Origin of the sequence: Fibrobacter sp. UWH1 (assembly GCF_002210365.1) — a bacterium.
GTDB lineage: Bacteria > Fibrobacterota > Fibrobacteria > Fibrobacterales > Fibrobacteraceae > Fibrobacter.
In genome coordinates this window covers 43,010-57,076 of the sequence record NZ_MWQG01000022.1, presented here as the reverse complement: position 1 = coordinate 57,076, position 14,067 = coordinate 43,010, and the positions used below count along the sequence as shown (strand labels likewise).

Below are 14,067 nucleotides of genomic sequence, written 5' to 3'. Positions count from 1 at the left end.
CGACCCCGACCTTGGCAAGGTCGTGCTCTACCAACTGAGCTATTCCCGCGGGGTGTGCCATATTTAACTATTTTTTTTTAGCTTGTAAAGGGTCTTTTCTGATTTTATTTAATTTTTTTGAAAAATTATTCTTCCGTGATTTTAAAAGAGTCCGGCAGCTGCAAGGAGAATATCAAAGTACCGTTTCTCTTTCCGCGAAGTTCAAAAAGACCTGCCTTGGAACACATGAAATTGTGAGGCAAGGGGAGGGGGAGCTTGGCGAACAGGTCTTCCGAAATCAGGAAATCCTGGCCTAACTTTGAACAGAGCGTCTGGATTCGGGCGGTCGTATTCAGAACGTCTCCATGGTATGCCATTTCACTTCCGAAGTTTCCCACCTCAGTGGCGATCACTTGTCCGCAATGGGCCGCAGCCTTAAAGTCTGGGGCAATTCCGTAGCGTCTCAAAAAGCGTCTTTTGGTGTTGTGTAGGCATTCCTTGAAGTCATAGAAGCAGTTCAATGGTCTTGCCCTGCTGCGACAAGCACTTGTTTTCCAGGTAATAAAGGCTCCATCGCCTGCAATCTGATAGATTTCTCCATGATTTTCTTCGCAACAGTTCGATAAAAGCTTGTAGTAGTCTCGAATAAAGTTGCTGTATTTGATGTTGCCCAGTTCTTCACAGATGGTGGTGGAATTCTTCAAGTCGATGAACATGAATACCAGGTCCTCTTCCACTGGATCCTGGTATTTGCCTAGGACCGTGTTGATGAAGACTCTAGATCCGAATTTTTTGTGGACTGAACGGACGAATGTAATCAAGTGGCCCAGGAGGAACAAGCCGACAATCAGAACCTGGTTACCGTGTTCCTTAAATGCGGCCTGTACCTGGCGCAGTGCATTCTCGTTAACAAGACCTTCGCGGCTGTCGATGTACCAGATTAGAATGCAGAGCATCAAGTTGACGCAAATGCTAGACAAGAAAAACCAGGAACGGATTAACAAGGACGTGGCCACGGGGCGGCTGTCCATTTCGTCCTGAAGAATCACCACGTCGTAGATGCCGTGGGACAGACCTGTGAACAGGGACAACTGCAACATGAATAGCAATCTGGTGGGGTCCATGCCGTCGATGTTTCCGTAGGTAGACAAGGCCGTCGCACCCATAGAAACTACAATCCACGACAGGATGTAGAAACAGATCGCCTTGAATTTACGCTGTGTCATGCGTGTCATTGCCATAGGAGTATCCCGGTCAATGAATGAATAACGGCAGGGCCCAGATCATGGCAATGATGACGATGTCTTTGTAGGAGTCGTCCAGCAGAAGGGTTGATGCCAAGAAGAAAATGACGGTAGAAAGCGTCAAAAAGAGAATGAGGGGAAGGCGCTTCCTCATTTTCTTTTTCCAATTCTTCTTTTCGTTATTCTCCATATACCTTATATAATCTAAATTTCAGTGAATGTTTCTCTAAAAGTAGTAGATTCTGTTGTAAAAAAAATGTTTGGACTGTATATTCACATCCCTTTTTGTGCGAAAATTTGCGATTATTGCGATTTTCACGTGATGCCTGCGTTTCCGAAGCTCTATCAGGAGTATACGGATCTACTTTGCCGTGAGGTTGAATTTTTTGATGCCGCCCATCCGGGATTGCTAAAGACGGCGCAAACCTTATACCTTGGTGGGGGAACCCCGTCGATTCTTCCGTTGGACTGCCTGAGCCAGATCTTTGGCTGTTTGAGGTCTTTGGGGGTGGATGTTGACTCCCTAAAAGAAGTTTCCATGGAATTTAACCCGGAATCTACCCGAAAGCATACGGTAGAGAAGGCTTTGGAACTTGGAGTTCGACGTTTTAGCCTGGGGTTACAGACATTTGACGGGAATTTGTTGACTACCATAGGCCGTTCCCACTCTGTGGAAGCGGGTATCCAGGCTCTTGACTTGTTGACTTCTTCCGGCGCTCAGGTTTCTGGGGATTTGATGTTCAATCTTCCCGGTCAGACTGTTAGAAGTTTCCTGAATGATGTGGATCGGCTGTCCGATTTTAACTTGAATCACATCAGTTTTTACGGTCTAACGGTTTCGCCTAGGTCTATGTTAGGGCAAAAGGTGTCAAAGGGGCTGCTGAATATCGATGAAGATTTGTATGAAGAAATGTACTTGAACGGCGTTGAACTTCTTGGTCGAAAAGGATTTGAACGTTACGAAGTCTCAAATTTTGCCCGCCCTGGTTACGAAAGCATCCATAACCGGAACTATTGGTCCCGGGGAGAATATGCCGGTTTTGGCCCGGGAGCCCATAGTTTTTTGGGAAACACCCGTTTCTATGCACCGGAGATGTACCCTCGATGGAGGGATTTTGTCCGTGAGGGGGCACCGGAATCCCGACTTACTACTGATAAATTAAATGATGAGGATGTGCTCATGGAACTCCTCTGGCTGTCATTAAGACAGTCGTCAGGCCTTGATCTTCAAGGACTTAGCTCATTTGGAGTGCGTCTGCCGCCCTCTTCATACGAAAAATGGCTTAAGAAGGGGTTCGTTTCGATGGAAAATCATGACCGCCTAAAGCTTTGCGGCCGAGGTTGGATTTTTATGGATGAAATCGTTACGGACTTGGCTAATTCCTATTCTGAATTGGAATAAATGAAACTGTAAAATAGCGTGAGATTCAAGTCACAAAGGCGTAAACCCCTTTTGCTTTTTCTTAAAAAAAACATATCTTTGTAAAAGAGAATTTGCATAAAGAAGGATGCATTTTTCTCCTGTTATTGAATTTTGAATTGGATTAGAGGTTTAAGATGCAGTTGTTTAAGTCACATATCTCCGCTATGTGGGCGTTATTGCTCCTGTTGATTTGCTCGACAGCGGCCTTTGCCGAAAATGTAGACTGCGTCAACTACAACAAGAATGACCCCAAGGCAACACCGGACGTCCGCTGCAAGTACGCCCGAATCTGGTCTACCCGAACAGCAGTGCTTTATGTGGTGGATCCGGATTCTGCCATCATGAGAAAGAATGCTATCCCTTACAAGGACTTCCTGGTTTACATCCCTAAGGAAGTTAGCACTGACACTCTGACCGTTACCAAGGCTTCTGACTCCACTCAGATAAAAAATCTCACTCCTGTGAATTCCGGTGCGGATTCTGTTGTCGAAGTCAATATTTATGGCCACTACGCTTATGAGAACTTCCAGCTGGGTACTGCAGTCTCCGAATCGGATATCGATCCCATTGTAAGTCTTGTCTATAACTTCTATGCCCCGGAACTGGAATACAGCATTGATGGTAAGGTCATAACCGATGTGTCTAAACTGGACTACAAGGTTGGCGATACTGTAAAAGTTGACGTGCGTGCTGTTATTCCCTATGGCCCCCAGGCTGACAGAACGGACTCCACTCTTGAAAGGACTTTCTTCTTCTCTGCTTTTGGCGATAGCAAATCCCTCAAGTTCCTGAGCCCCAGTGGTTCCGACCTGACCTTGAGTGATGGATCAGTCCGTCTGAAAATCGAAAACGGTAAGTCCAGCTTCCTGGTTGTGGCAACAAAGGCCGTTACCGATGGTTCCACCTTCACTCTTGGTGGCTTTGATGATGGTAAGGACTCCTCTGGCAAGACCAAGTTCCTTGTGGATGAGAAGTTCCCCGGCGAATTGCAGTTCAAGAATCCGGATATGCCTTCTCTGGACGGTGCTGCCATTTATGATACCGATGGTGATGGTATTGGCGATAGCATTGCTACCTGGTTCAGCGGCAATATGGATTCTGTGTCTGTGGACAGCTTCTACTACAGCTGGCCTGATGATGAATCTTTCAAGAAGTATTCCGGCGATGTCAAGGAAAATAAGAATGGAGATATCTTTGGCCTGCCCGATGTGAGCGTGAAACTTCAGAAGGATTCCGCTACCGGTGCTGTTAAGGCCTATGTATGTTCCACCTTGGGCAACCGCTGCGATACCCTGAAGACCGATCTGAAGGATAGCATCGGCGCCGCCATCCAGTCTGCATCCCTGATCAAGGGCAATGGCAAGACTGACACCCTGGTTGTCCGTTTCAACAAGGACATGGATGAGTCCTGGACTTCTGGTCGTGGCCTGGTCCTGAATGGAGAAGCCATTGATGTCAATGCCGTCAAGAAGGATGGCAATGTCTGGACCTTCGTTGTGAAGACTGGCGTGGTTGAAGTTGGTGACATGATCAAGATTGAAACCGTTTGCGGCAAGGATAAGTGCCCCGACGGCATCCTGACTTCAGCTGACGGTGTGCCTACGTCCAAGAACAATAAGGAAGTTCCTGTTGACAACGCTGGCCGTGTTTATGCAGACAACGAAAATAACGGCTTCTATGATCGAGATGGTGACGGCCGTATGGATAGTGTTTCTCTGGGCTTCAGCACTCCTATTACAGAAGATGACTTGAAGAATCTGGAATTGAAGTTCTACTGGTTGGATAAGGATGGTGATGTTGTTGAAATTGTTCCGACTAGCATCTATGACCTGGTCATTTCTGACGATGGACTGGTGGTTGGTTATGCCCTGGATCCAGATAAGTACAACATCAAGCCGATGCTGACTTCTATTGATTCCGTTTCTTCTAAGGGTAAGGAATATGGCTATGCCAAGCTGATCAATAAGGTTACTATTGACGGCGAAAAGACCGAAGAAGAAACACTCTGTGGAATGCACGACTATATGCCGCCTGTTATTTCCACGACCTTCCTGAATCCTGAGTCTTTCCAGGAAATGGAACCGGATCGCTTTACCGTTACCTTCTCTGAACCCATCGATTATAAGAACTTTAACTTGACCGATGACTGCCTCGCCTTCTATGTGGATGGGGAATGGGTCCATTACGACTTGAGTGACGCTCAGTGGAGTAACGGTGGACGTACCGTTACCTTTATGATGGAAGCAGGAGCTGATCTGACTAGCCGTATGAATCCTGCAGATTCTGTTCGCTTTGACAACTTCACTTCTGGCTTGAAGGATCTCGAGGGCAATAACGTTGCCGAAGTCACTCCTCCTGTGATGGTGAAGGGCGATCCTCGTGTGGTTATGAAGACAACCTCTATGGCTGACTTGAACCGCATGGAAGAACTGAGCGAAAGAGCAAAGCCCTTTACTCTTGACCATGTGGAATCTGAACTGAGCGAAGAACAGAAGGCTTCTCTGGGTGTCCTGATGGATGTCAGCTTTGCAACCATTATGAAGAATGGTTCTGATGGTGTATCCAAGGTGGATATCGATAAAATCGGATTGAAGTGGGAATTGTATGTGTATACAAACCTTGGCGCATATGTTGGACACGCCTCGGGCAAGATTGATTGCGACGATCCGTTCTTTGACGGCAATTGCCTTGAAAATCCGGATAAGTTGTATGTTCGCTGGAATATGCGTTCCGACAATGGCCGTAAGGTTGGCGTCGGTATCTATTTGGCAAAGTTTAATATTCGCGTGTACGGCGCAGAGGAAGATTTTAAAGTTGAAAGAGTCTTTAGATGGGGCGTTTCCGCAACTAAGCACTAGGGACGATTTCAGAGGGTAGTGATATGAAGAAGATTACAAGATACATAACAGCTATGCTCATGGCGGCTGGTTCCGCTGTGGCCGCAAATATGCCCGCCCCGGAAAATCCGGCGACCGGTATTTGGATTCAGCAGGTGGGTGACATTGTCCCTCATCCCTCTTCCAAGGCTACTCTGTACTACACAAAGTACCAGAATGATGGGGTCGGTGACCGTGTCAAGGGTATCAGCTATCAGTACAACGGTGCTGGCTACCTGCTAATGAAACCTTCTGATAAGAAGGTGGTTTGTTCTTACAATGATGGTGTTCATGGTGCCGACGGTATTGTTCAGCATCCTGATGGTGATTTGCTTGTTGCAGGTCAGGAACAGAAGACCATCTATAAGGTGAGCAAAACTGCTGGTAATGGAAACAACTGTGTTGTGAAATCAGGTACTCCTGCTCAGGAGACTTCTGGTATTTGGCACTTGATGATGGATCCTACCCAGAAGATTTTGTGGGGTTCGGGTATTCCTGGGCCTCTGTTTAGGTTCTCTACCGAAACGGATGTGACCGAGAAGAACTTCTCTTCTAAGGGTTATCACGTTGAACTTAGACCGAATGCTTCGAATCGCCGAAAGGATAAGAATCTTGCTACGATAGTTTGGGATGGTGATGGAACTGCGTTCTTTACCTATTCTGACTATATGGGTGGTGGTTGCGAACCGAATCACGAAAATTGTACTGCCGATAAAATTAAAGAGAGAAGGGGTGGCGCCTATTTCGGGTATTTCACTGATACAACCTATGTAACGGTAACTGAAGGAAATATCGGTACCTATGGTGGAAAGGTGGGCGAAAAGGTCATCAAATCCTTTGGCACGAAGATCTTGATTGACTCTTTGGAAGGTGCTCATGGTGCCACTTATGATGAATACTCCAAGACCATCTTCGTATTCGGTGGTTCCAAGATTGTTCAGATTCAGCCCTACCGTGAAAACGGTGCCTTGAAGGCCAAGGTGGTCGCCACCATCGATATGCGTGAATATTTCTTTGAGGAAACTCTTGAAAATTTGACTCTCCCGAGAACGAAGGATGGTGCTTATACCGGTTGGCGCCTTGACCAGGGTACTGTCGATGGCTATGGTCATTTGTTTGTTGCCAGTAACACAGGCCACATGGTCTTTGTGGACTATGTTGGCAATTCCCAAAAGCTGATCAAGGATAATATTCTTATCCATGTGCAGTGGATTGACAACTTTTTGGACGATTTGGCCCCTCTTAAAGGTGTTATTGTCGACCGCGCTGGTGGTACGTCTGGCGCAGACGAAGATCTTTCCGAAGAAACCTATCAGAGTAGTTCTGCTTTGATTACCTATAATGGATCTAGCAGTAGCCTGGGTGGAAGCAGCTCTTCTAAGGGTGGCTCCAGTACTTCTGGCAAGTCTAGCAATTCCAACGGAAGTTCTAACTCTAATAGTAGTTCCGGCTCTAACGGTGGCAATGGTTCCAGCGGTTCCAATGGTAATGGCAGCTCTGGTTCCAATGGTGGCAATGGCTCCAGCGGTTCCAATGGTAATGGCAGCTCTGGCTCCAATGGTGGCAATGGCTCCAGCGGTTCCAACGGCGACAATGGCTCTAGCGGCTCTAACGGTGGCAATGGTTCCAGCGGTTCCAATGGTGGCAATGGCAGCTCCGGCTCCAATGGCGGCAATGGCTCCAGCGGTTCCAATGGTGGCAATGGCAGCTCTGGTTCCAATGGCGGTAATGGCGACAATGGTTCCAGCGGTTCCAACGGCGGTAATTCCGGTAGCAATTCCTCTTCTAGCAGAAGTATCGGAGCCGGTGAAGATGTTGACGGAAAGTCCAGCTCCTCCAGAGTCTACTATGGTGCTGATGATTACATCCAGAATGAAGGTTCTGATTACGAAAGCTATCCCTCTGCAGATGACTTTGACAAGGGTGACTCTGCCGTGGCTAGCGTAATCGTCTTGAATCCCACGACTCCGGGTACTAAGAATTCCGTGGTAATTAATGGTAACAGTTACCTGCTGAATGATAAGCCCAAGGGTGATTCTCTGAATCTGGAATACAACTCTGGAAAGAATACCGCAAAGGTTGGACAGGTTCTGGCAATTACTCTGGACTCTTCTAAGGTGAAGGAATACTTCGGTGATGTGGATTCCCTGGAAATTATTTCTGAATCTGTAATCGCCTTGATCGATAAGGAAAATGGCGGTACCAAGACTCAGACCATCAAGGTTAACTCTGATGGTTCCGTGACCTTCTACGTAACTTCTGATAAGGTGGTTTCTGGTGGTGCCATTAAGGTTAGAGGTGGCGGTGAAATGATTATCATCGACAACATCACCTTCTACGATCCTATTCCTGATGCTCGTGTCGGTTACATCAAGGATACTGATGGCAACAATACCTTGGACTACATGGAAATTCTCCTGAACGATTCCCTCTCCGGCAACTATGATCTGGATAGCGTGAAGATCGTTCTGGGTAAGGATACTATCAAGTGCGCTAATCCGAAGCTTAATGATTCCAAGGATCGAATCCTGGTTGACGTAAGCAAGGTCAAGGGCTTGCCGGCCGTGGGCGAATTCCCGAAGGATGCAAAGGCTCTGATTTACTACGGTGATGGTAAGGGTGCTACTTATGGTAGAGAATCTTCCATTGTTGAAGTGGGTAGCTTTGTGATTAAGGATGCATATGCAATCCGCAATGCTAACGGTATGGACTCCCTGTTCCTGCAGTTCAGTATTGATCTGATTCCGGCTGACGTTGGTTCTCCTGAAATGCTGATTATGCTCAAGCAGGAAGCTGAACGTTATGGCTTCGACGTGGGTCAGATTAAGAAAGTGTACATGCCTACAAAGGATATCGTGATCCTGGTTGCAAAGACCTTTGATCTCAAGGGCGGCAAGAAGGATAGCGTGTCTCTGTATCCTAACGTGACCTTCAGCAGCTTGCCGTACATTACTTCTGATGAATACGATCGTGAAATCCCTGTGACGGTAACGGACCGCTTTGCCTCTGCAAAGAACTCGGAATACTGGGATACCGATGGAGACGGCGTTCTGGACCAGATTGTGACCGTGTTCGACAAGAAGCTGACGGCTGCAGATCTTGAGTCTGTGTACATGTCCTTCCCGTGGTATAGCAGCAGAGGCTTGCTGATTCAGCTGCAGGCTCAGCCTGGTGAATTGCGTATTGATCCTAAGGACTCTACCCGAGTCATCTGGGATGTTCATGCCGCAACTCCGCTGGCTTCTGGAGTCACCAGCATTCGCGAAGATCTGCCCGAGGCTACCATCTACACGTACTACAGCGTGTTTAATGAAACCTTCGTGAATGAAGAAACCGTGCCTCCGGTTGACAAGATGTCTCCTGTGGTTTCTCAGGCCTTCCTGAGCTATGGTTCCAAGGCTGACACCTTGATTGTGACCTTCTCTGAACCGATTCTTACCAAGAACCTCAAGGGCGAAGACTTCTTCTCCTATATTCATGGAGGAAAGACTATCGAACTGGATCCCATGCGTATGGAATGGTCCTCTGATGGCTACTCTGTCAAGTTGATTCTGGATGGTGGCGTATCTACCATTATGCCGGGCGACTCCCTGATTGTCCGTAAGGGTGCCAAGGATGCCATTAAGGATAACTATGGCAACGTTGCTGGCGACGATCCTCAGCCGGTTATTATTGGTGGCTTGCTGAACCATTTGGTTGAGGCTACTAATATGGGTACCTTCGATGCCAATGATGATCGCGTCGTTGACGAAGATGGCGATAAGAGCTACACTCTCCAGACTGTAAGCTCCGTGAACCTCCGCTATGTGCCTGGGTCGACGACTAAGGAAGACCTGCAAAAGGAAGGCGCCTTGGGTCAGCTGGTTCAGTTGGGTGAACGCTTCGTGCCGCAGCTCCTGGATCGCGCTCAGGTCGGTGTAGATGGTTCCTACGATCCTTCTGTGCTGGATTCCCTGAAGCCTGAAGATGTCTACATCTCGTTCATCGTGAACTTCTTCGACCATTTGGGCCAGTATGTGAATGACACCATTATTACGGTTCCCTGTAACAGCCCCAAGTTTGGTGGCAACTGCCTGGAAACCGATAAGAAGGTCTTCGTGAACTGGAACTTCAAGGATCATAACGGCCGCTTTGTTGGAACTGGTGTGTACAACGTCCAGTTCAAGATGGTGGTCCGCTATGAAAACAAGAAGATCGAAGAAGAGATTAAGGATAAGTGGGGCGTTCGCCGCAAAAAGAGCAAGAAGAAATAATCCGCTGTCCTAGAAAATTGAAAAGGCTTCCGCAAAAATCGCGGGAGCCTTTTCTGTTCAATGAGGTGGGCGGAGCCCCCTGCGTCAAAGCGATCGCCGGCAGTACCTACAAAAAACGCAGACGATAAAAATCGTCTGCCAAGGGGTCTAGGGCTAATGAACACTTGGCAACTTAGTTGCCTTAGTGAGAATTGTCCTCATAGGGGATGTGCAGGGGCCCCTGCATCTAAGCGGCCATTACTTGTTAATGGCTGCCAAAAATGCGTCTTTCTTTTCCTGGAGGAATTCCTTGCTGTTGTACTTGCGGATACGGCGGAGTGCCTGGTCACGCAACTGACGCACGCGTTCGTGGGAGATGTTCATGGATTCGCCCACTTCACGGAGGGTCTGAGGAGCTTCCTGGTTGATACCGAAGATGCCGGTAATAACCTTTGCTTCGCGTTCCGGCAGCTGTTCCATAAGGTCGCGAGCCAATGCTTCGACGCTCTGGATTTCGGATTCTGCTTCGGGATTGGAAGCGCCGCCATCGGGGAGCACTTCGGCGTAAGTTGCCTTGGAGTCTGCCTTCAGGGGGCTGTCGAAAGAAACGCCGCGCTGACCGATCTGGATAAGTTCGCGGATTTCTTCGTTGATTTCCTTACCGCGGGACTGTTCGTGCAATGCCTTACGCACACGTAGGTGCTGGTTTGCAGGGAGACGAATCAGGTTGCCCTGTTCGTTGATAGCGCGGGTAATATAAGCCTTGATCCACCACACGCCATAAGAAATGAACTTAAGGCCACGGGTGTGTTCGAAAGATTCGATTGCGCGGACGAGGCCCATAGCACCTTCGCTAACCAGGTCCGGCAGGGGGATGGGGCAACCGCGGTACTGGATTGCCACCTTCAAAACGAAACGCATATTTGCAGAGATCAGCTTTTTACGGGCGATTTTATCGCCTTCTTTTGCTTTCTGGAAAAGAATCTGTTCTTCATCTCTGGAGAGGGGAGCGGTGCGACGAATATCTTCTAGGTAACGCTTTAGAGTAGTATCAGTAGAATCAATATGCATGTTTAAACCTTACTCCTTTAATATCGCATTTTTTAAAGCAAGTTGCGTGCCAATAGTGTAAATTTTTGCGAAATAAAGGGCGAAAAGGGCATTTTATTTCACGACGTGTAACGAAATTTAGAAAAATTAGATGTTTTGTCTTGAAATTTAAACAAAATTTGTCATTATTTTATGACTTATGGCAGGATGTTCGTATTTGTTGCATTCGTAAATCGGGGGCCCACTTCTTTTTGACAAATTCGTATATTTAGCTCGTTATGTCAATTAAAGAACCCGATCAATCTGTCTGGAACAGGTTTTGGAAAAGAAAGAACGATATGGACAAGGTTTACCCTTCGTCCCCGTCGGTCATTGAAACGATTAAGAAGAATTTTAAGCTGGAAGGGCTGAAGGTTCTGGAAGTGGGGGCCGGTACTGGTCGCGATAGCGCGGAACTGGCCCGCCTGGGAGCCGAAGTCTATGTCCTGGATTTTGCCGAAAATAGCCTGAAGATTGTGAATTCCCTTCGTGAAAGGGAAAACCTGACCAATCTTCATCTGGTTCGCGGCGATGCGTTCAAGGCTCCCTTCCCGGATAATACCTTTGACCTGGTTTTCCATCAGGGTCTGGCTGAACATTTCAAGGATTCGCTGCCCCTGCTTAAGGAAAACTACCGCATTGTGAAGCATGGTGGGCATTGCCTTTGTGACGTGCCCCAGACGGTTCATCCTTACACTGTTATCAAGCATATCCTGATTGCTATGGATAAGTGGTTTGCCGGTTGGGAAAAACAGTTTACCATGCCCCAGCTGAAGAAGCTGATGAATGACGCCGGCTTTGAAAATGTCTACCAGTATGGCGACTGGATGCGTCCCAATCTGTATTATCGCATGGTTCGTGAACTGGGCTTTAAGGTGGGCATTGAACTGCCTAAGTATCCCTTGCAGGGTACGGCCTACCAGAAGATCAAGGATTCCTTGCTGGATTCCCTGGAAACCAATCCGCTTATGCATTACACTCAGCTTTGCATTGGAGTCTTGGGTCGTAAGCCCTAGCTGATGAACATACTTGTCGTTAACTATCGCGATCGACTGCACCCCGCTGCCGGGGGCGCCGAAAAGCACCTACACCGAATTTTTTCGTTAATTGCCCAGATGGGCCACAAGGTGGTCCTGTTTACGACCGCGTTCCCTGGATGTAAGTCCCGGGAAGAAGTGGACGGAATTACCGTAATCCGCAAGGGTGGCGATTTGCTGTTCCAGGTGAATACGGCGCTGAACTTAAAGAAGTTGGATCGGGAATTTGATTTTGATGTGGTGGTGGAAGACCTGAACAAGCTTCCCCTGTTTACACCTTATCTGACGAAGAAGCCTGTGCTGGTGCAGATGCATCACTTGTGGCGTGGTTCCATTTTCCATGAGGCGTCCTTCCCGGTTGCCTTGGGCGTGTGGCTCTTTGAGACCATCATTCCGTGGTTCTACCGAAAGGAACCCTTTGTGGTGGTGAGTCCCAGTACCAAGCGCGAACTGAACGAGATCGGCGTGGATGAGTCCCGTATTTCTGTAATTTATAACGGTTCCGATGATTGCCGCGTTGAGGATAGTTCTTCCGTTGGCAGCGTTGCCTCTGCGGGTATGGGCGTGCCTTATTTCTTGTGGCTGTCCCGCGTTCATCGCTATAAGGGAATCTGGACGGCTCTTGAGGCTTTTGAAAAGTTTGCCAAGAATCATCCGGATGTGAAACTTGTGGTGGCGGGTGATGGCCCGTTGTTGAAGAAACTTCCTGCTTGGTTGCAACAGCATAATCTTGAAAGTCAGGTGGACCTTCTTGGCTTTGTCAGTTCTAAAAGAAAACGTGAACTGCTTGCCGGAGCCACGGCCTTGCTGCAGACTAGCTATAAGGAAGGCTGGGGTCTTACGGTTGTGGAAGCGGCGAAGCTTGGTACGACGACCATTGCCTGCGATGTGCCTGGTCTTCGTGACAGTGTGCGTAATGGCGAGACGGGCCTGCTCTTTCAGGCGGGTGATACGGATGCCTGCGCTTCTGAGATGGATCGCCTGTATAGTAACGATGACTTGAGGACTCGCCTGGAGGCCGGTGCCGCTGCTTATGCCGATGAATTCCGCTGGGATATTGCGGCTGACATGACTTTGAACTTGATGCAGAATCTTGTGATCCAACATCAGGTTGGGGGTGACGATGAAGAATAATCGTATGAAGCCCTTTATGGTGTTCTGCCTGAAGCTGGTGGTGACGCTGGTTCCTGCTTACTTTGTGTATAGGAACATAGTGTTGGCGCCCGATTGGAACGTCGGGGACTTGTACGAATTGTTCAATGTCAAGAGCGTGCTCCCGTTTGTGCTGGCGCTTCTTTGTCTGGGTTTGTCCAACTTTACGGCTTGCTTGCAGTGGAAACTTTTGCTGGAGCGTCAGAATGTCCATCTTTCTTATGGACGTCTGTTGAAGTTGTATTATGTCGGCTTGTTCTTTAACAACTTCATGCCCGGTAATGTTGGTGGCGACGCCAAGAAGGTTTATGATATCCGCATGCAGGGCGGGCAGGATACTGTCGGGGCTGGACTTACGGCGACGTTCTTTGATCGTCTGTTTGGATTGTTCTTTATTACGTTGTTTGCACTCGCTGTCGGTTTTCTGTTCTTTATGCATGATGCGGAACAGCGTGCCTTTATGTGGCCTTCAGTCTGGATATGCCTTGGATTCTGCGCCTTATTCGCCTCCCTCTTTAGTCGTAGGCTCGGCCGACTGCTTTGTAAGATCATGGCGAAAGTTTTCCCGGAGAAGGTGAATGCTCGCATGCTCCGTATGTTTGAACGTTTTCAGCATTTCCGTTCTGTGAAACTCTGGGTTTCTATTAGCAGTTTGTCGGCGGTGACGCAGGCTTTGCGAATCCTTGTGCATTTCTTTTGCGGAATTGCAGTCGGTGTAGATCTTTCGATTTCCTGGTATTTCTACTACATCCCGCTGGTGGCGATTATTAGCGCCTTGCCTATTTCCATTGGCGGATTTGGCCCTCGTGAATTGCTGGCTCAATCTTTGTTTGCGAAAGCCGGTGTCCCTAACCTGGAATCGGTGGTGATCCAGCTCCTGGCTTACTTCGTAAGTTTGATTCTCAGCTTGTTTGGGGCTTTCGTTTTCTTGCTTGGTGGATCTGCGAAAAATGCGGATCCTGCCGAGAAGGCCGACTAGGGCTGTCTTAACTTGTCCGTTTATAGAACGGTTAGACGTTCTGTTATGCGGTCTTT

General features: G+C 48.1%; 9 protein-coding genes. 6 read left to right on the top strand and 3 right to left on the bottom strand.

The window, feature by feature from the left end; all coding sequences use genetic code 11:
• Positions 1–125: 125 nt before the first annotated feature.
• Both B7992_RS10830 and B7992_RS10825 read right to left on the bottom strand, forming a co-directional pair.
• A complete protein-coding gene (locus B7992_RS10830; RefSeq protein WP_073155852.1) occupies positions 126–1,220 on the bottom strand; it encodes an adenylate/guanylate cyclase domain-containing protein in 1,095 nt (364 codons plus the stop codon).
• Positions 1,221–1,233: 13 nt separating this feature from the next.
• Entirely contained in the window at positions 1,234–1,377 is a 144-nt protein-coding gene (locus tag B7992_RS10825) for a hypothetical protein (RefSeq protein WP_158535411.1), read from the bottom strand.
• Between the two features lie 102 nt (positions 1,378–1,479).
• On the opposite strand from B7992_RS10825, the gene hemW reads away from it, so the two are divergent.
• The 3 genes from hemW to B7992_RS16715 all read left to right on the top strand — a co-directional run bounded on the left by hemW (position 1,480) and on the right by B7992_RS16715 (position 9,775).
• Positions 1,480–2,625 carry a radical SAM family heme chaperone HemW gene (gene hemW, locus B7992_RS10820; RefSeq protein ID WP_073233649.1) on the top strand — a complete coding sequence of 382 codons (1,146 nt, stop codon included), beginning with the start codon at positions 1,480–1,482 and terminating at the stop codon, positions 2,623–2,625.
• Positions 2,626–2,780: 155 nt separating this feature from the next.
• Positions 2,781–5,504 carry a hypothetical protein gene (locus B7992_RS10815; protein ID WP_139259068.1) on the top strand — a complete coding sequence of 908 codons (2,724 nt, stop codon included), beginning with the start codon at positions 2,781–2,783 and terminating at the stop codon, positions 5,502–5,504.
• A gap of 23 nt (positions 5,505–5,527) precedes the next feature.
• A complete protein-coding gene (locus B7992_RS16715; protein ID WP_176421921.1) occupies positions 5,528–9,775 on the top strand; it encodes a hypothetical protein in 4,248 nt (1,415 codons plus the stop codon).
• Between the two features lie 237 nt (positions 9,776–10,012).
• Here B7992_RS16715 and B7992_RS10805 read toward each other — a convergent pair whose 3' ends face one another.
• Positions 10,013–10,825 carry an RNA polymerase sigma factor RpoD/SigA gene (locus B7992_RS10805; protein WP_073155865.1) on the bottom strand — a complete coding sequence of 271 codons (813 nt, stop codon included), beginning with the start codon at positions 10,823–10,825 and terminating at the stop codon, positions 10,013–10,015.
• A 317-nt stretch (positions 10,826–11,142) separates the two neighbouring features.
• On the opposite strand from B7992_RS10805, the gene B7992_RS10800 reads away from it, so the two are divergent.
• The 3 genes from B7992_RS10800 to B7992_RS10790 are packed head-to-tail and all read left to right on the top strand — an operon-like array spanning position 11,143 to position 14,011.
• Positions 11,143–11,859, top strand: coding sequence for a class I SAM-dependent methyltransferase (locus B7992_RS10800; RefSeq protein ID WP_254794841.1), 717 nt, complete (start codon positions 11,143–11,145; stop codon positions 11,857–11,859).
• 3 nt (positions 11,860–11,862) lie between these two features.
• A complete protein-coding gene (locus B7992_RS10795) occupies positions 11,863–13,014 on the top strand; it encodes a glycosyltransferase family 4 protein (RefSeq protein ID WP_073155871.1) in 1,152 nt (383 codons plus the stop codon).
• Positions 13,004–14,011 (top strand): lysylphosphatidylglycerol synthase transmembrane domain-containing protein, encoded by a 1,008-nt coding sequence (locus tag B7992_RS10790; protein WP_073155874.1) that lies wholly within the window; start codon positions 13,004–13,006, stop codon positions 14,009–14,011. Before B7992_RS10795 ends, B7992_RS10790 begins: the two co-directional genes overlap by 11 nt.
• Positions 14,012–14,067: the final 56 nt, after the last annotated feature.

Excerpts from the sequence above, each read along its gene's own strand:
- hemW (WP_073233649.1), top strand. The coding sequence starts at position 1,480 with ATGTTTGGACTGTATATTCACATCCCTTTTTGTGCGAAAATTTGCGAT.
- B7992_RS16715 (WP_176421921.1), top strand. The coding sequence starts at position 5,528 with ATGAAGAAGATTACAAGATACATAACAGCTATGCTCATGGCGGCTGGT.
- B7992_RS10830 (WP_073155852.1), bottom strand. The coding sequence starts at position 1,220 with ATGGCAATGACACGCATGACACAGCGTAAATTCAAGGCGATCTGTTTC.
- B7992_RS10825 (WP_158535411.1), bottom strand. The coding sequence starts at position 1,377 with ATGAGGAAGCGCCTTCCCCTCATTCTCTTTTTGACGCTTTCTACCGTC.
- B7992_RS10790 (WP_073155874.1), top strand. The coding sequence starts at position 13,004 with ATGAAGAATAATCGTATGAAGCCCTTTATGGTGTTCTGCCTGAAGCTG.
- B7992_RS10795 (WP_073155871.1), top strand. The coding sequence starts at position 11,863 with ATGAACATACTTGTCGTTAACTATCGCGATCGACTGCACCCCGCTGCC.
- B7992_RS10800 (WP_254794841.1), top strand. The coding sequence starts at position 11,143 with ATGGACAAGGTTTACCCTTCGTCCCCGTCGGTCATTGAAACGATTAAG.
- B7992_RS10805 (WP_073155865.1), bottom strand. The coding sequence starts at position 10,825 with ATGCATATTGATTCTACTGATACTACTCTAAAGCGTTACCTAGAAGAT.
- B7992_RS10815 (WP_139259068.1), top strand. The coding sequence starts at position 2,781 with ATGCAGTTGTTTAAGTCACATATCTCCGCTATGTGGGCGTTATTGCTC.